Raw genomic sequence first — 17879 nt, 5'->3', positions numbered from 1 at the left:
AACTAATACGGACGTCAGAGACTTTATTTATATGGAAAAGTATAAAGTAAAAATCAGGAAAAACATTAATATTTAAATGAATACTTATATATATTGTATATATTATAACTTGTAAAATTTGTTTTTTAGTTATATAATAGAAATATATAACAAAAAAACTCGAAAATGTACTGAATAAGAAATAAAAGGAGGGAAAAAGTGAAAAATAAAAAAATTATATTATTTTTTTTACTTGTTTCTTTAGTAACAAAAGCAGAAGAGTATAATGAAAATACAATTACTAAGAATGATTGGAAAACAATTGAAACAAATAAGAGTAGTAATATTGAAAAAAGTGAAAATAAAGTAAAATTTAATTATTCTTACCTAGACGGAGATGTAATTGGAACAAAAAGTAAAAATATTCCAAATGCAAATACAGTCGATAATATTATTGAGAGCAAAAATATACATGGTGGAGAGTTGGTAAAACCTATTACAGAAACAACAATATCATCTGATGGAACATTACATCTTATACATGTTGATGATGATAAACCTATTGATTGGCAAGTTGGAGTACATGTGTATAACTCTAATTCTAACATGGTTGATAGATCAGAAACAATATTAAATTTTGATACGAATGCAGATTTTAATATTAAGACACATAAAAAATATAAAGGGAATTATTATCTTATCTATAATGTAGTAAAGATTGTTGGGGAAGGTGCTTCAGGTAATGTTACAAAACCTGTTTCAACTATAAATTTTTTAAAAAAAGTAAGTATGAAAAATGAAATTCAAACTGTTAATCCAAGTGGTTTGAAAGATTATGAAAAAAGAGTTAATGTATTTTTTAATCAATCTGATACTGGAGGAGAGACTCATTTAACATTTAATGATGATTTGTCCATGCTAACAAAATCCACTACAGATAATTTACAAATAACTGCATTTCGATTGGAAAATAATGGAGAAAATCGTTTTAAAACAGTTTCCACTAAAGATACTATTGACAAAGAAAATGGAGGGTCAACAGTTACTTTTAATGGAAATGTGGATAGTGTGATGACTGGAAATACAACAACAAAATTGTGGTTTTTAAGTAATACACAATTTGGTGGTGGAGTAAAAGTTACAAATAAAGCTGGAAAAACTTTTACTTCAAAAATAGTAAATACTTCTGAGGATAAAGCTAATAGTCTTAATTTTTATTCGAAAACTACTACAAATGGAGAAAGTAAGTTTTTATTTAATTCAAATATGAATTTAATTACTTTAAATAAGAGTGGAAGTATTTATGGAATATTTCTTGATGCAAGAGATAATGGTAAAAACACTTTAGAATTTAATGGAGAAAAAAATAAAATAGAGACAAGTAATGAAGGAACTAGTGCTTGGGTGTATGGGATTAAAGCTACTTCTACAGATGGAGAAAATAATATCAAGTTAAAAAATACTAATATAACTACTAATTCTAATTATGTTGCAAGAAATATTGATATAGCTGATGAAAACCTTGGTAAAAATAATTTTGAATTAGAAAATACTTCTATTGAAACAGAGGGGCAATACTCTTATGGAATTAATTTACAAAGTAATAGCGAAAGTGATGGAAAAGGAGAAAATTCTATAAATTTTAAAGGAAATAATAATATTTACTCAAAGGCTTTATCTAATGCTTATGGAATTAGAATAGAAAAAGATAGAGCTAATATAGGTAAGGGAACTACTATTACATCAGATAAAGATTCTAATGTAAATATAAGAATTAATACTGAAGCTAGTGGTTATGGAATTTCTCAAATTCATACAGAATCCATTAATAAAACTGAGACTACTTTCAATGGAGATGTCTCTATAACTATGAATGGTAACGGAAATAAAAAAATAGCAGTTTACAATGTAGCTCCAGAAAATGTAACAGATGACTCAAAAAGTACAATAACATTTAATAAGAAATTAAATATTGTTGGAGCTCCAACGGATCCTGCATTAGTCTCTAGTGGAAAAAATGCTGAAATAACTGTTGCAGGTAAAGATGATGTAAATATATTAGGAAATATTTTTACATCAAATAAAGGAAAAGTTAGCTTGAATTTATTAAATGAAAATTCTCATTTAATAGGACTTGCTAATAATAATTCTACTGGGATTATAGACACAAAATTAGCTAATTCTAGTCATTGGTTAATGACAGATGACTCAAAAATAAATACATTGGATATTTCTTCTGAAGGTACAATAGATTTTTTAGATGCAGAAAGTCCTGTAACATTGTCTGTTGATAATTTAAAAGGTAATGGTGGAATATTTAAAATGCAGGGAAATGTTCAGACTGGAGAAACAGACTTATTGTCTATAAAAAATAGTAGTAAAGGAAATCACTATATAGAGTTTGAAAATATGGCTGGAGCAAAATCTAGTGGGACAGAAGTTTTAAAACTTGTAGAAAGTTTGGGAAATGAAGTGGATAATAATGCTACATTCAAATTAAAAAATCCGAATGATAGAGTTGATATACCAGAAGATAATAGTAAACCTATAAATCCTGGAGCACTTATTGAAAGAGGAGCATATCTTTATGCTTTAGGAAGAGCAACTGATTCAAAAGTAGTAGATACTGGAGATAAGAATAAAAATAACTGGTATTTATATCCATATAAAGAAGAAGAAAAAATAAAGCCAGGGGAATCTCCTAAAATTATTGATGATAAGCCAGGGAAATTAACACCTGGTGCCGAAACAAGTCTGATTTTTAACGATTTAATTTATCAATTAAACTTAGTTTCTATAGAAACTCTAGTTCAAAGATTAGGAGAAGTCCATTTTGACAAAGATATTATAAAAAATAATAATGTTTGGATAAAACATATAAATGGGAAATATAGTGGAGAGAATTTAAGAACAGGTAAATATAGACATCGTTATTGGGGAATGGAAGTTGGATATGATTGGGTAAAAGCAAGAGAAAAATGGATAAATTATAATGGCTTATTATTTGGACATATAGAATCTTCTGCTAAATTTGGAAGCTATCCTGGTAAGAGTAAAATTGCAGGAGAAGAACTTGGCTTATATTCAACTTGGTTAAATAAAGAAAATAATGTGTATTATGATTTTGTAGCTAAAGCGACTAGATATAAAGGTCAATATGATATAGAAAATTATTCTAAACAAAAAGTTAGTTCAAATAAAGCTCGTATAAAATCGTATTTATTGTCTGTTGAAGCTGGAAAGAGAATTTTCTTAAATCAAAGTGAGAAAAAAGAATATTATATTCAACCTGAAGCTCAATTGAAATATCAATTTACAAATGGGTATAACTTAAATTTATCTAATGGTCTACAAGTTAGAACAGAAGACTTAGATAGTTTAATAGGAAGAATTGGATTTAGAGCAGGATTGGATAGTTTTGCTAACGAAAGTATTAACCCTTATATAAAATTAATGTATGAAAAAGAATTTTTGGGAAAAGTTAGACATCATTTTAACGAGTCAGGAATGGAAGAAGTTAGAAATAAAGATCATTGGTTTACATATGGACTTGGCTTAACTAATATTAATAAGGAAAAAGGAAGACAGATATATTTAGAAATTCAAAAGTCATCAAAACATAGAATTAAACAAAAATGGCAAATTAATTTAGGAATGAGATATACACTTTAATTTTTGTCTTTTAATTCTATAGGAAAGTATAAAATTAAATAATAAAAGTTAGTCTCTGACGTCCGTATTAGTTCGAAGAGCCTATGTTCATTGAGCTCGTAGAACTCATACGGCTGTCAAGAGACTTTAGTTATTTATAATTTTTCTTGTAAATAAAATAAAAATGTCAGTAAAAAAACTTGCTGACATTTTTTATATTTTTACCTATTATTTTAATGATATTTAAAATCAAAATAATGAATGGCGCACCCAGTAGGAATCGAACCCGCAACCTTCTGATCCGTAGTCAGACGCTCTATCCAATTGAGCTATGGGTGCAATAACTTTAAAAGTATAACAAATTTCTTGAAAAAAATCAAGTTGAAAATGGCGCACCCAGTAGGAATCGAACCCACAACCCTCTGATCCGAAGTCAGATGCTCTATCCAATTGAGCTATAGATGCGTGTGTATTAATATTATACTTAAAAAATGAGTATTTTTCAATAAAAAATATAATAGAAAAGAAAAAAACATTTTATAATAAAAAATATAATTAAGATTAAAATTATACAAAACGGTTTAATATAAGGCATATAAAATAATTTATTGACAAAAAATAAAAAATAAAGTATTATAGACTAACTGTAATTAAAAATTAGGAGGTAGTTATATGAAGTTTTTTGTTGACTTAAATTCTGATATTGGAGAAGGATACGGAGCTTATAAAATGGGAATGGATGAAGAGATAATGAAGTGTGTTACAAGTGTTAATATTGCATGTGGTTGGCATGCTGGAGATCCATTAATAATGGATAAAACTATAAAAATAGCAAAAGCAAATGAAGTTGCTATTGGAGCACACCCAGGTTATCCTGATTTGTTAGGTTTTGGAAGACGAAAAATGGTAGTAACTCCTGAAGAAGCAAAAGCTTATATGTTATATCAATTAGGAGCTTTATCAGCTTTTGCAAAAACAAACGGTAAGAAAATTCAACATATGAAATTACATGGAGCTTTTTATAATATGGCTGCTGTAGAAAAAAATCTTGCAGATGCTGTATTAGATGGAATAGAAGAGTTTGATAAAAATATTATTGTTATGACTTTAAGTGGAAGTTATATGGCTCAAGAAGCTAAAAGAAGAGGTATGAGAGTTGCAGAAGAAGTTTTTGCAGATAGAGGATATAATGCAGATGGAACTTTGGTTAATAGAGCTTTGCCAGGAGCTTTTGTTAAAGACCCTGAAGAAGCAATAGCCAGAGTTATAAAAATGGTTAAAACTAAAAAAGTTACAGCTGTCAACGGCGAAGAAATCGATATAAATGCTGATTCTATTTGTGTTCATGGTGATAATCCAAAAGCTATAGAATTTGTAGATAGAATAAGAAAATCTCTTATTGAAAATGGAATAGAAGTAAAATCTTTAGATGAATTTATAAAATAATATTAAGGGGTGTTTATATGGATAAAAAATCAAATTTATCAGTTTTATTAGGGGCAGCATTTTTGATGGCAACTTCAGCTATTGGACCTGGATTTATGACACAAACAGCTGTATTTACTAAAGATATGGGACCAACATTTGCTTTTGTTATATTGATATCAGTTATAATGTCTTTTGTTGCTCAATTAAATGTTTGGAGAATTTTAGCAGTATCAAAAATGAGAGGACAAGACGTAGCAAATAGTATTTTACCAGGGCTTGGTTATGTAATTACATTTTTAGTATGTTTAGGTGGACTTGCATTTAACATAGGTAATGTTGGTGGAGCAGCATTAGGATTTCAAGTTTTATTTGATATAGATTTAAAATTAGCTGCTATTATAAGTGGAGCAGTTGGAGTAATAATATTTTCTTTTAAATCTGCTTCGAAACTTATGGATAAATTAACTCAAGTTTTAGGTGCTTTAATGATTTTACTTATAGGTTATGTTGCTTTTTCTACAAATCCACCTGTAGGTGCAGCAGTTAAAGAAACTTTTGTTCCATCAAGTGTAAATTTAATGGCAATTATAACTTTAATAGGTGGGACTGTTGGGGGATATATAATCTTTTCAGGAGGACATAGACTTATTGATGCAGGTATAGTTGGAGAAGAAAATTTAAAAGAAGTAAATAAATCTGCTATGTTAGGAATGGGTGTTGCAACAGTAGTTAGAATTTTCTTATTTTTAGCTGTTCTAGGTGTTGTAACTTTAGGAAATGAATTAGATCCAGGAAATCCAGCAGCAGATGCTTTTAAAATAGCAGCAGGGGTAGTTGGATATAAAATATTTGGTTTGGTATTTTTAGCAGCAGCGTTAACATCTATTGTCGGAGCAGCTTATACAAGTGTATCTTTTTTAAAGACTTTATTTAAAGTTGTGGCAAAATATGAAAATTTATTTATTATAGGATTTATTGTAACTTCAACATTAATACTAATTTTCTTAGGAAAACCTGTAAAACTATTAATATTGGCAGGTTCATTAAATGGAATAATATTACCTATCACTTTAGCTATAACATTAATAGCTAGTAAAAAAAGTTCAATAGTTGGAAGTTACAAGCATTCAAATATATTATTTTATTTGGGGTGGATAGTTGTAATTGTTACTGCATATATTGGAGTACAGTCTCTATCAAGTTTAACTAAATTATTTGCATAATATTATTTTTTGGATATAAAAATAAAAAAATAGAAGTATAGATTAAATAGTGAAAATTAATCTCTGATGTCTGTGTGAGTTCAAAGAGTCTATGTTTACCCAGTTTGTAGAACTTATATAGTTGTCAAGATACTGTATTTATAGGAGGTTTTAATGGAAGAAGTGAAATTTTTGCTTTCAGGTGATTCAGCTCTTGTAATTCAATTTGGAAGTGAAATTAAACCTGAAATAAATAAAAAAATTAGAAAAATGATGGACAATATAAAAAAAGAAAATATAGATGGGATAGTAGAACTTGTTCCAACTTATTGTTCATTATTAATAAATTATGATGTTTTAAAAATAGAATACGATATTTTAATTGAGAAATTAAAAAAGCTATTAGAAGTAAAAAATGAGGTAACAGAAACAGAAGAAGTAACTTTAGTAGAAATTCCAACTTTATATAATGATGAATGTGGGCCTGATTTATCTTATGTTGCTGAGTATAATAAGTTAAGCAAAGAAGAAGTTATAAAAATTCATACAGGAACAGACTATTTAGTTTATATGCTTGGGTTTATGCCAGGATTTACTTATCTTGGGGGAATGTCTGAGAAAATTGCTACTCCAAGATTAGAAAGTCCTAGATTACAAATATTCCCAGGTTCAGTTGGAATAGCAGGAAAACAAACAGGAATGTATCCATCAATGTCACCAGGTGGTTGGAGAATAATAGGAAGAACACCTTTGAATTTGTATAATCCTAATAGAGAAACTCCTGTTTATATAAGCTCTGGAGACTATATTAGATATGTTTCAATTTCTCAAGATGAATATAATGAAATTTTAAAAAAGGTTGAAAATGATGAGTATAAAATAAATATTCGTAGAGTAAAAAGAGGTGAACTAAATGTCTGATATAAAAGTTCTTAAAGCTGGTTTATGTGTTACGATTCAAGATATAGGAAGAATTGGATATCAACAATTTGGGATACCTGTATCAGGAGTTATGGACGAGTATGCTTTTACGGTAGCAAATTATATTCTTGGTAATGATAAGAATAATGCTGTTTTTGAAATACCATTTATGGGACCTAGTTTACAATTTGATTTTGATGTGAGCATTGCAATAACAGGTGCAACAATACAAGTAAAAATAAATGATAGAGATGTTTCTATGTGGCAAAGTATAAATGTAAAAAAAGGAGATATATTAGAAATTGGTAGTGCAAAAGGTGGCTTTAGATCTTATTTAGCTATTGCAGGAGAAATAGACGTTCCAGTTGTAATGGGAAGTAAATCAACACTTTTAAAATCTAAATTAGGAGGTTTTGAAGGGAGACAACTTAAAGTAGGGGATATTATCAAGATTAAAAATCCAAGAACACTTACTAAGAGAAAAAATTTAGAAAGAAAATATATTCCAGAATACAAACATGAAATAGATGTCAGAATAGTTTTAGGACCTCAAGATGATTATTTTGAAAAAGAAAGTATAGAAAAGCTATTTTTAAGCTCTTATCAAGTAACTAAAGATGCTGATAGAATGGGAATTAGATTGAATGGAGAAGTTATAAAACACAAAGATAAAGCAGATATAATTTCAGATGCTGCAGTATTTGGTTCGATTCAAGTTCCAGGAAATGGACAACCTATAATACTTCTTGCTGATAGACAAACAACTGGAGGTTATACAAAAATAGGAACTGTTATAAAAGCAGATCTTCCAAAACTTGCTCAAGTTTTACCAAATGATAAGATTAATTTTATTAAAATTGATATAGCAGAAGCTCAAAAGGAGTATAAGAAATTTTATCAAGTTTTAGATGAAATAAGAGAAAGTTTTGTAGAAAAACCAAAAATATACACAGAAAGACAGCTTTACGTTATGAAGAAACTTTTTGGGAAGAGAATAGAAAAATAAAGGGGAAATTGTATTTTTCTAAAGATAAAGATATTAAAAAAGTCTCTTGACAGCCGTATAAGTTCTGCGAGCTCAATAAACACAGGCTCTTCGAACTAATACGGACGTCAGAGACTAATTTTTATTCTTATAATAAAACAATAAATTTTATATTTCTAATAATTTATATACGTGATATTAATGCAACACATTCAATATGGCTCGTTTGAGGAAACATATCGACAGTTTTTAGGGTTTTAAGTGAATATCCCTTATCTTTGAAAAGTTTGATATCTCGAGCTAGAGTTGATGGATTACAAGAAATATATACAATTTCTTGTAAGTTTAAGTCACTGACTTTATCTATAATAGATGAATCCAAACCTTTTCTAGGTGGGTCAAAAATAATAGTATCAATTTTTTTAGAATTTTTTATAAGAAAATCTAATTTATCCTCAACAGCACCATTGATAAATTCTATATTGTTTATTCCATTTTCAAGAGCTGTTTTTTCTCCATCTTCAGAAGCAGATTTTACTATTTCAATAGAGTAAACTTTTTTAGCTTTTTTAGACATTATCATAGCAATGGTACCAGTTCCAGAGTAAGCATCGACTATATATTTATTTTCAATATCTGAAAATAGTTCAAGTGCAATATTGTATAATTTTTTTGTTTGTTCAATATTAATTTGGAAAAAAGATGTTGGTGATATATGAAAATCAATACCATTAATATTTTCTTTAATTGTTTTAGCACCGTATATTAAGATATTTTTTTCCCCAATAACAGTATTTACTTTTTTTGAATTTAAAGAAATATATATTGATTTGATTTCAGAAAATTTATCTTTAAATTTTAAAAGTATATCTTTAATCTTTTCATTAACTTTATTAGAATTTATAATAAGAACAAGCATAGCTTCGTTATTTGAATTTGTTCTTATCATAACATTTCTTAAAAGTCCTTTGTGATTAATTTCATCGTAAACAGAAATTTTATATTCATTAAGAAGTTCTTTTAAAGATTTAATAATTTTATTTCCTAGAACCGAATTTAAAATATTTTCTTCAACTTCAAAAATATCATGACTTTTTCTTTTAAAAAATCCTGTAATGATTTTATTATCATAGAAAGAGAAAGGTTCAATAATTTTATTTCTATAGTGATATATATTGTCACTGGGAACAACATCTTCAATAGGGAAATTATCAAGGCCAGCTAATCTTTTCATTACATCTTCAACCATTATTTTTTTATATTTAAGTTGATTTTCATATTTTAACATTGCAAAATCACAACCATAGAAATCTTCAAAAGAAATTTTGCTAGTATCTTCAATTCTCTCAGATGAAGGATTAATTATTTTTCTGATAAGTCCTCTAGCATAAGTCTTTTTTGAAGATATTATTTCAATTTCTACAGTATCTCCAGGAACAGACATAGGCACAAAAACAGCAAAATCATTGAAATATCCTAGACCTTCCCCACCAAAAACAATTTTTTCAATTTTTATTGTAATAATATCTTTGATTTTTAACATTTTAATCCTCAATTTCAAAATAAATAATATTATCTGCCATACTAAAACCTTTACTTTCCATTTCTAATTTTATAGCACTCAAGTCTAATTTTGTATCATAGTATATCATTTTTCTATCCAATTCTTTTTGAAGTTCTTCTAAAGTATCATTAGCAATTTTAAGGTCTTTTTCGGCTTTAGAAACTTTATTTAGAGTTATGGGATTATATACCCAAAATCCGACGACAATAATAGTAAAGAAAAAAATAATATATTTCATTTAAAAATCAATCCTTTCAAGCACTCTTAACTTTGAAGAATGGGCTCTGTTGTTATTTTTAATTTCTTCATCATTTGGAATAATAGGCTTTCTTGTTAAAATTTCAAATCTTTTGATTCCACCACACATACAGATAGGAATGTCTTTAGGACATTTACAAGCAGTTGAAAGTTCTTTAAATTTATTTTTAACGATTCTATCTTCCAATGAGTGAAATGTAATTATAGCTAATCTTCCATTTAGTTTTAGAAGATTAATAGCTTTATCCATTGCTTTTTCTAAAACTTCAAGCTCTTTGTTGACTTCTATTCTTATAGCTTGAAATGTTTTTTTAGCTGGATGCTTATTTGCTCTTTCTGGGTATGCTCTTTTTATAAGAGAAATTAGTTCAAAAGTAGTTGTTATAGGTGCTTTTTTTCTTTCTTCAGAAATAAGTTTTGCAATTTTTTTTGCATGTCTTTCTTCACCATATTCAAAAATAATTTTTGATAAATCTTCTTCTGAATAGTTATTTACAACATCATAGGCTGAAAGCTCCTGTTCTGGATTCATTCTCATATCAAGTTTTACATCATAACGATAAGAAAATCCTCTTTCTGGTTCATCTAGTTGATTAGAGGAAACACCTATATCCATAAGGATACCATCGACCTTATCAACACCAGCCATATATGCAATAGTATCAATAGTCTCAAAATTTCCTTTAAAAACTTTCCATTTTGAAGAATACTTTTCTAATCTTTTTTTTGAATATTCTATTGCATTTATATCTTGATCTATTGATATTAAAAGTCCTTTATCTGATAGTCTTTGAAGTATACCTTCTGAATGACTACCACCACCAAGAGTACAATCGATATATATACCATCTGGATTTATAACTAAATTATCCAGTGTTTCATAAAATAAAACTGGAATATGATATTCATTTCCAATATTTTCCATCTATTTTCTCCTTTAATATAGAAAGAGACTATTGTAAGTAGAATAAGATTAGTAAATGATAATACTAACTCTATATTAAATCAAATAAATACAATAGTCTCTTTTAATATAATAATTAAAAAAACAATATTTTTAATAAAAATCTAATAAAAGTTCTAAACACTATTAAGAAAAGTACAGGAGATAAATCTATAGGTAAATTTAAAAGACTGTACAATAAATTTCTAAAAGGTTTTAATAATGGTTCCGTTAGTGTGTAGACAATATCTGCAAGAGAGTTACTGAAATTAACCCACGATAAAAGAACTCTAATAATTATTAAAATCTCAACAATTCTCTCAATTGTCACAATTATATTATATAAGTTATATCCTAAACCACTAAATAAGAATGGCATAATATCTCCTTTCTTATAAATAAATTTATCCAATAAAATAATGTTTAGCTTTAAATGTGTATTCCCAACCCGACCAAATAGTAAGTATAACAGGAATAAGCATTAAAAGTTCAGTTACAGTGAAATCTAAGCCTAAAATATTTACAGAAACAGGTCCAATGATTAAGGCTATAATAACAACTATCATTTGACTGGTAGTTTTATATTTACCTAAATTTCCTGCTGCAATAATTTCACCTTTAGCAGCAGCCATAATTCTAATACCACTTATTAAAAATTCTCTAGCTAAAACAACAATTGACATCCAACCTGGAATATAGTTTAGTTGTACAAATATAACCAGAGCAGAGATTACTAAAATTTTATCGGCTAAAGGGTCCATAATTTTACCAAAATCTGTGATTAAATTATATTTTCTTGCAATATACCCATCAAAAAAATCTGTGAGTGAAGCAACTATGAAAATAGCTAAGGCTATCATTCTAAAAATTAATTCATATTTTCCTGATTCGGATTCTTGTAAGAATATAATAAATGGTATAGCTAATAGAAATCTTATAGTTGTTAATCTATTAGGTAAGTTCATGATAAATCCTCCGGTAAATAATTAAACTTTTTTCTTACTTAAAGAAATTTTTCCACCTTCCATAGAGATAACTCTTACTTTAAAGACATCTCCGATAGAAAGTACATCTTCAACATTTTCTACTCTTTCTTTAGAAATTTCAGAAACATGTAATAAACCTTCTTTTCCAGGTAAAATTTCCATAAATGCACCAAATTTCATAATAGATACAACACGACCTTCATATACTTCATTATATTCAACTTCTCTAACATAAGAGTCGATAAGTTTTAAAGTTTCTTCTAACACATCAATATTTTTAGAGAAAACAGAAACAAGTCCATCATCTGTAATATCAACAGTAGAACCAGTTTTTTCTATGATGCTTTTAATATTTTTACCTCCAGGACCTATTAAAATAGCTATTTTATCTTTTGGAATAGTTATTTGTTTTATTCTAGGTACATTAGGTTTTAATTCAGCAGGAGTTGAAATAGTATTATTCATAAGTTCTAATATTTCAAGTCTTGCTTTTAGAGCTTGATTTAAAGCAATTCTCATAATTTCTTCAGTAATTCCAGTAATCTTTATATCCATTTGAAGAGCAGTAATTCCAGATTTTGTCCCAGCAACCTTGAAATCCATATCTCCTAAGTGGTCTTCAAGTCCCATTATATCTGTTAAAACAGTAAATTCTTCTCCTTCTTTTATAAGTCCCATAGCAATACCAGCTACATGTTCTTTTATAGGTACTCCAGCTGACATTAATGATAAAGAACCACCACAAATAGATGCTTGAGATGAAGAACCATTAGATTCAGTAATTTCAGAAACAACTCTTATAGTATAAGGGAAATCAGTTTCACTAGGAATAACATATCTTAATGCTCTTTCTGCTAAAGAACCATGACCTAATTCTCTTCTACCAGGAGATCCCATTCTTCCAACTTCTCCAACTGAATATGGAGGGAAGTTATAATGTAAGTAGAACTTCTTATAGTATTCTTTTTCTAAATCATCTACAAGTTGTTCGTCTTCTTTTGTTCCTAAAGTAGTGATAGCTAAAGATTGAGTTTCTCCTCTTGTGAATAATGCTGATCCATGTGGTATAGGTAATACATTTATTTGAGCATCAAGAGGTCTTATTTCAGTAGTAGTTCTTCCATCAACTCTATGTTTGTGGTAAAGAATAGCTTCTCTTACTAATTTTTTCATTAAATCATGATAATAAGTTTTAAATTCAAGAATAACATCTTCAGGCAAATCTTCTTCAGCGACTTCAGGATAGTTTTCTTGAATGAATTTTTCAAGCAATTCTTCTTCTAAACTATCAACAGCTTCTTCTCTATTTTTCTTTCCAGTAGTTAAAACAGCTTGTTGCAATCTTTCGTGACCATAAGTGTCTATAAATGTTTTAACAAGTGGTAAAGTTTCTTCTTTAACAAATTCTATATTTTCTTTACCGTATAGTTTAGCAAATTCTTCTTGGAATTCACATATTTTTTTAATATTTTCATGTGCAAACATAATAGCTTTAAGCATAGTTTCTTCATCAAGTTCTTTAGCTCCTGCTTCAACCATATTTACAGCTTCTTTTGTTCCGGCAACAGATAGATCAAGTTCACTATTTTCTAATTGTTCTGGGCTTGGGTTTAAAATAAATTCCCCATCAATATATCCAACTGTAACTCCAGCAACAGGGCCTAAGAAAGGAATATCAGAAATCATTAAAGCTAGGGATGAACCAATTATTCCAAGATAATCTGGAGTATTGATTTCATCATAAGATAAAACTGTATTTACGATATGTACATCATAATTAAATCCCTCAGGAAACATAGGTCTTATAGGTCTATCAATAAGTCTTGCTATAAGTGTAGCATTTGTTGAAGGTCTAGCCTCTCTTTTATTAAATCCACCTGGAAACTTTCCAGTTGAGTAAAATTTTTCTATGTAGTCAACTGTTAAAGGGAAAAAATCAGCACCTTTTCTAGCTTCTTTACTACGGTTTGCAGTAGATAATAAAACTGTATCTCCGTATTGTATCATTATTGCTCCACTAGATTGTCTTGAAATTTTTCCAGTTGAAACTTTAAGAGTTCTTCCTGCTAATTCGAACTCCATAATTTTTTCATCAAACATTAAATCCTCCTAAATAAATATAATATATTTTCACCATTTTATTTTCAAATAATTATAACACATTATTTTCTTAAAAAGCAATCTTAAAAGTTAGGAAAATAAAAAAATAAATTATAAAGTAAAAAGTATAAATTTATTTAAAAAATAAAAAAAATATGATAGAATAAAAATAAATTTTTTTTATTCTATAGGAAACTATAAAATTAAATAGTAAAAGTTAGTCTCTGATGTTTGTATTAGTTCGAAGAGCCTATGTTTATTAGTTCGTAAACTCATACGGCTATCAAGAGACTTTATTTACAAATTAAACAAAATACAAATTAAGAAGGAAGGTATGGAAATGAAAAAATATTTTAAAATAATTTTATTATCAATAGGAGTGATACTTGTATTTGCATCTTGTTCGACAGTGCATACAGTAGTATCGAAAAGAAATTTAGATGTACAGACTAAAATGTCTGATACTATATGGTTAGAACCAGCAGCACCAGCTCAAAAAACTGTCTTTGTTGAAATAAAAAATACAAGCGGAAAAAATTTGAATATTGATCAAAAAATAAAGACAACTTTAGTATCAAAAGGTTATAAAATAGTAGAAGATCCAAGTCAAGCAAAATATTGGTTACAGGCTAATATTTTAAAAGTAGATAAAATAAATTTAACTGGGGATAATCAAGGAGGTTTTTCTGATGCAGTTCTTGCGGGAGGAGTTGGAGCTTTCTTAGGAGGACAAAGATCAGGAGGAGTTTATACTGCTGTAGGTTGGGGGTTAGCAGCATCTGCTGTTGCAACAATTGCAGATGCCTTAGTAAAAGATGTTAAGTATGCAATGATAACAGATATTTTAATAACAGAAAAGACAGAAAAAACCGTTAATGTTGCAACAAAAAATAGTATAAAACAAGGAAGTTCAGGAAGTAGAACATCAACATCTACAGAACAAACTAATATGGATAAGTATTCAACAAGAGTTCTAAGTATAGCTAATAAAATAAACTTAGACTTCAATGAAGCTGTTCCAGTATTAGAAGATGAATTAGGAAGAGTAGTTGGGGGAATATTTTAAAAAAAAGGAGTAAATTATGTTTTTAGATGAATACAAAAAATGGTTAAACTCTGATGTTTTAACTCAAGAAGAAAAAGAAGAATTAAGAAGTATTGAGAATAATGAAAAAGAAATCGAGAGTAGATTTTATCAAAATCTTAGCTTTGGAACAGCTGGAATGAGAGGGGTTAGAGGTATTGGTAAAAATAGAATGAATAAATACAATATAAGAAAAGCTACTCAAGGATTAGCAAACTATATTATAGAACATACAGGAGAAGTTGGTAAAAATAAAGGGGTTGCTATTGCATATGATTCTAGATTAGATTCAGTTGAAAATGCAGAAAATACAGCAATGACTTTGGCAGGTAATGGAATAAAAAGCTATTTATTTGATAGTGTACATTCTACACCAGAACTTTCATTTGCAACTAGAGAATTAAAAGCTCAAGCAGGTGTAATGATAACAGCTTCACACAATCCTAAAGAATATAATGGATACAAAGTTTACTGGGAAGATGGAGCTCAAATAGTTGATCCTCAAGCAAAAGGTATAGTTTCTTCAGTTGAAGCAGTAGATATTTTTAATGGAATAAAGTTAATGTCGAAAGAAGAAGCTATTGAAAAAGGTTTACTTGTATATGTTGGAAAAGATTTAGATGATAAATATACAGAAGAAGTTAAAAAAAATGCAATTAATCCAAATGTGGAAAATAAAGAAAATCTTAAAATAGTTTATTCTCCTTTACATGGAGTTGCAGCAAGACCGGTTGAAAGAGTGCTAAAAGAGATGGGATATTCTAATGTACATCCTGTTAAAGAACAAGAAGAACCAAATGGAAATTTTCCAACTTGTGATTATGCCAACCCTGAAGATACTTCTGTATTTAAATTAAGTACAGAACTTGCTGATAAAATAGGGGCAGATATTTGTATAGCAAATGACCCCGATGGAGATAGAGTTGGAATTGCTATTCGTAATAATGAAGGAGAATGGTTTTATCCAAATGGAAATCAAATAGGTATTTTATTTGCTGAGTATATTCTAATGAATAAAAAAAATATACCAGAAAATGGAACTATGATAACAACAATAGTTTCTACACCTCTTTTAGATACTATTGTAAAGAAAAATAATAAAAAATCTTTTAGAACTTTAACAGGTTTCAAATATATAGGAGAAAAAATTAGACAATTTGAAAATAAAGAATTAGATGGAACTTTTTTATTTGGGTTTGAAGAAGCAATAGGGTATTTAGTAGGAACACATGTAAGAGATAAAGATGCCGTTGTTGCTAGTATGATTATGGCTGAAATGGTAACTCATTATAAAAATAATAATTCAACATTGTATAAAGAATTAATTAAAATTTATGAGAAATATGGTTGGAGACTTGAAAATACTATTCCAATCACTAAAAAAGGAAAAGATGGATTAGAAGAAATTTCTAAAATTATGAAATCTTTAAGAGAACATAAACACACAGAGATAGCAGGAATTAAAGTAAAAGAATATCTAGATTATAAAAATGGTATAGGGACTTTACCTAAAGCAGATGTAATTCAATTTATATTGGAAGATGAAACATATTTAACTGTTAGACCATCTGGAACAGAACCCAAAATTAAATTCTATATTTCTGTTGTTGATAATAACAAAGAAGTTGCTGAAAGAAAATTACAAAATATGGAGAAAGAATTTTTAAGTTATGTTGAAAGTCTATAATACTTATATTCATATACCTTTCTGTGAGAGGAAATGTAATTATTGTGATTTTACTTCAATTACATCAACTGAGCAAAAAATAGACGAGTATATTGAATATTTGTTAAAAGAACTAGAAATTTATAAAAGAAAAGTTGATATAAAAGAAAAGCAAAAAACTATTTATTTTGGAGGAGGGACGCCGTCTCTCCTTTCTATTGAAAACTTAAAAAAAATATTATCTCAATTTTATTTTGATGAAAATACGGAGTTGACTATTGAAGTTAATCCTAAAACTGTTGATAAAAATAAATTGATTGCTTATAAAGAATTAGGAATAAATAGATTAAGTATTGGTATACAAACATTTAATGAAGAAAAATTGAAACTTTTAGGAAGGATACATAGTAGTGAAGAGGCTATAAATATTTATAAACTAGCTAGAAATATAGGCTTTAAAAATATGAGTGTAGATTTAATGTTTGCTCTACCTAATCAAACATTAGAAATGTTAAAATATGATTTAGAAAAAGTTATTGAATTAAATCCGGAACATATCTCAATCTATTCTTTGATTTGGGAAGAAGGAACTAAATTTTATAGAGATTTAAAGGCTGGTAAATTACAGGAAGCAGATAATGATTTAGAAGCAACAATGTATGAATATATAATAAATTTTTTAGTAGAAAAAGGCTATATTCATTATGAGATTTCAAACTTTTGTAAACCTGGTTTTCAAGCAAAACATAATTCAATATATTGGGAAAATAAAAATTATTTAGGTATAGGCTTATCTTCTGCTGGATATTTAGCTAATGAAAGATACAAGAATTTTTTTAATTTAAAAGATTATTATAAAAAATTAGATAAGGATATTTTACCAGTAGAAGAAAAAGAAATTTTAACAGAAGAAGATACAGAAGTGTATAGATATTTAGTAGGGTTCAGATTACTAAACGATGAAATTATTCCTCGAGGAAAGTATCAGAGAAAATGTAAAAAACTTTTCCTAGATGGCTATTTAAACTCAAAAAATAAAGGCTATGTGTTAAGTCATAAAGGGTTGATGGTTTTTAACGATGTTATGACAGAGTTGTTAGAAATATAAAAAG

14 protein-coding genes and 2 tRNA genes are annotated in these 17879 nt (G+C 28.0%); 8 read left to right on the top strand and 8 right to left on the bottom strand.

The window, feature by feature from the left end:
* Positions 1-198: 198 nt before the first annotated feature.
* Positions 199-3651 (top strand): autotransporter outer membrane beta-barrel domain-containing protein, encoded by a 3453-nt coding sequence (locus tag BQ2505_RS08615; RefSeq protein ID WP_083232339.1) that lies wholly within the window; start codon positions 199-201, stop codon positions 3649-3651.
* 241 nt (positions 3652-3892) lie between these two features.
* Here the strand turns inward: BQ2505_RS08615 and BQ2505_RS08350 are convergent.
* Positions 3893-3969 (bottom strand) — tRNA-Arg (locus tag BQ2505_RS08350).
* Positions 3970-4018: 49 nt separating this feature from the next.
* Positions 4019-4095: transfer RNA gene (locus BQ2505_RS08345), tRNA-Arg, on the bottom strand.
* Positions 4096-4302: 207 nt separating this feature from the next.
* Between BQ2505_RS08345 and BQ2505_RS08340 the strand changes: the two genes are divergently transcribed.
* The 4 genes from BQ2505_RS08340 (at position 4303) to BQ2505_RS08325 (ending at position 8187) form a co-directional block, all read left to right on the top strand.
* Entirely contained in the window at positions 4303-5076 is a 774-nt protein-coding gene (locus BQ2505_RS08340; RefSeq protein WP_074017300.1) for a LamB/YcsF family protein, read from the top strand.
* Positions 5077-5093: 17 nt separating this feature from the next.
* The gene (locus BQ2505_RS08335; protein ID WP_074017299.1) at positions 5094-6281 is read left to right on the top strand and encodes an NRAMP family divalent metal transporter; all 1188 of its coding nucleotides are present in this window, start codon (positions 5094-5096) and stop codon (positions 6279-6281) included.
* Between the two features lie 153 nt (positions 6282-6434).
* The gene (pxpB, locus tag BQ2505_RS08330; RefSeq protein WP_074017298.1) at positions 6435-7181 is read left to right on the top strand and encodes a 5-oxoprolinase subunit PxpB; all 747 of its coding nucleotides are present in this window, start codon (positions 6435-6437) and stop codon (positions 7179-7181) included.
* The gene (locus BQ2505_RS08325; protein WP_074017297.1) at positions 7174-8187 is read left to right on the top strand and encodes a 5-oxoprolinase subunit C family protein; all 1014 of its coding nucleotides are present in this window, start codon (positions 7174-7176) and stop codon (positions 8185-8187) included. The genes pxpB and BQ2505_RS08325 overlap by 8 nt, the downstream gene beginning before the upstream one ends.
* A 163-nt stretch (positions 8188-8350) precedes the next feature.
* Here the strand turns inward: BQ2505_RS08325 and rlmD are convergent, their stop codons facing one another.
* The 6 genes from rlmD to pnp form a co-directional block, all read right to left on the bottom strand.
* Positions 8351-9709 carry a 23S rRNA (uracil(1939)-C(5))-methyltransferase RlmD gene (gene rlmD / locus BQ2505_RS08320; protein ID WP_074017296.1) on the bottom strand — a complete coding sequence of 453 codons (1359 nt, stop codon included), beginning with the start codon at positions 9707-9709 and terminating at the stop codon, positions 8351-8353.
* Between the two features lies 1 nt (position 9710).
* Complete coding sequence (locus tag BQ2505_RS08315; RefSeq protein WP_074017295.1) at positions 9711-9968, bottom strand: hypothetical protein; 258 nt, start codon at positions 9966-9968, stop codon at positions 9711-9713.
* Positions 9969-10913, bottom strand: a complete 945-nt coding sequence (gene rsmH, locus BQ2505_RS08310) for a 16S rRNA (cytosine(1402)-N(4))-methyltransferase RsmH (protein ID WP_074017294.1) — start codon at positions 10911-10913, stop codon at positions 9969-9971.
* Positions 10914-11028: 115 nt separating this feature from the next.
* Entirely contained in the window at positions 11029-11310 is a 282-nt protein-coding gene (locus tag BQ2505_RS08305) for a YggT family protein (protein ID WP_074017293.1), read from the bottom strand.
* Between the two features lie 25 nt (positions 11311-11335).
* Positions 11336-11896, bottom strand: coding sequence for a CDP-diacylglycerol--glycerol-3-phosphate 3-phosphatidyltransferase (pgsA, locus tag BQ2505_RS08300; RefSeq protein WP_074017292.1), 561 nt, complete (start codon positions 11894-11896; stop codon positions 11336-11338).
* Positions 11897-11917: 21 nt separating this feature from the next.
* On the bottom strand, positions 11918-14017 hold the full coding sequence (gene pnp / locus BQ2505_RS08295; RefSeq protein WP_074017291.1) for a polyribonucleotide nucleotidyltransferase: 2100 nt from the start codon (positions 14015-14017) through the stop codon (positions 11918-11920).
* A 340-nt stretch (positions 14018-14357) separates the two neighbouring features.
* On the opposite strand from pnp, the gene BQ2505_RS08290 reads away from it, so the two are divergent.
* The 3 genes from BQ2505_RS08290 to hemW are packed head-to-tail and all read left to right on the top strand — an operon-like array spanning position 14358 to position 17875.
* On the top strand, positions 14358-15083 hold the full coding sequence (locus BQ2505_RS08290) for a complement resistance protein TraT (protein WP_074017349.1): 726 nt from the start codon (positions 14358-14360) through the stop codon (positions 15081-15083).
* A gap of 16 nt (positions 15084-15099) precedes the next feature.
* The gene (locus BQ2505_RS08285) at positions 15100-16788 is read left to right on the top strand and encodes a phospho-sugar mutase (RefSeq protein WP_074017290.1); all 1689 of its coding nucleotides are present in this window, start codon (positions 15100-15102) and stop codon (positions 16786-16788) included.
* Complete coding sequence (gene hemW / locus BQ2505_RS08280) at positions 16772-17875, top strand: radical SAM family heme chaperone HemW (RefSeq protein WP_074017289.1); 1104 nt, start codon at positions 16772-16774, stop codon at positions 17873-17875. Before BQ2505_RS08285 ends, hemW begins: the two co-directional genes overlap by 17 nt.
* Positions 17876-17879: the final 4 nt, after the last annotated feature.

Origin of the sequence: Fusobacterium massiliense, assembly GCF_900095705.1 — a bacterium.
GTDB classification, from domain to species: Bacteria; Fusobacteriota; Fusobacteriia; order Fusobacteriales; family Fusobacteriaceae; genus Fusobacterium; species Fusobacterium massiliense.
Note: the sequence above shows the minus strand (reverse complement) of the source record. Positions and strands in the feature narration are given on the sequence as shown.

Bases quoted from the DNA above. Each gene is read 5' to 3' on its own strand.
- BQ2505_RS08340 (WP_074017300.1), top strand. From the start codon at position 4,303: ATGAAGTTTTTTGTTGACTTAAATTCTGATATTGGAGAAGGATACGGA.
- BQ2505_RS08335 (WP_074017299.1), top strand. From the start codon at position 5,094: ATGGATAAAAAATCAAATTTATCAGTTTTATTAGGGGCAGCATTTTTG.
- hemW (WP_074017289.1), top strand. From the start codon at position 16,772: ATGTTGAAAGTCTATAATACTTATATTCATATACCTTTCTGTGAGAGG.
- BQ2505_RS08285 (WP_074017290.1), top strand. From the start codon at position 15,100: ATGTTTTTAGATGAATACAAAAAATGGTTAAACTCTGATGTTTTAACT.
- BQ2505_RS08315 (WP_074017295.1), bottom strand. From the start codon at position 9,968: ATGAAATATATTATTTTTTTCTTTACTATTATTGTCGTCGGATTTTGG.
- BQ2505_RS08305 (WP_074017293.1), bottom strand. From the start codon at position 11,310: ATGCCATTCTTATTTAGTGGTTTAGGATATAACTTATATAATATAATT.
- pnp (WP_074017291.1), bottom strand. From the start codon at position 14,017: ATGTTTGATGAAAAAATTATGGAGTTCGAATTAGCAGGAAGAACTCTT.
- BQ2505_RS08325 (WP_074017297.1), top strand. From the start codon at position 7,174: ATGTCTGATATAAAAGTTCTTAAAGCTGGTTTATGTGTTACGATTCAA.
- pxpB (WP_074017298.1), top strand. From the start codon at position 6,435: ATGGAAGAAGTGAAATTTTTGCTTTCAGGTGATTCAGCTCTTGTAATT.
- rlmD (WP_074017296.1), bottom strand. From the start codon at position 9,709: ATGTTAAAAATCAAAGATATTATTACAATAAAAATTGAAAAAATTGTT.
- pgsA (WP_074017292.1), bottom strand. From the start codon at position 11,896: ATGAACTTACCTAATAGATTAACAACTATAAGATTTCTATTAGCTATA.
- rsmH (WP_074017294.1), bottom strand. From the start codon at position 10,913: ATGGAAAATATTGGAAATGAATATCATATTCCAGTTTTATTTTATGAA.
- BQ2505_RS08290 (WP_074017349.1), top strand. From the start codon at position 14,358: ATGAAAAAATATTTTAAAATAATTTTATTATCAATAGGAGTGATACTT.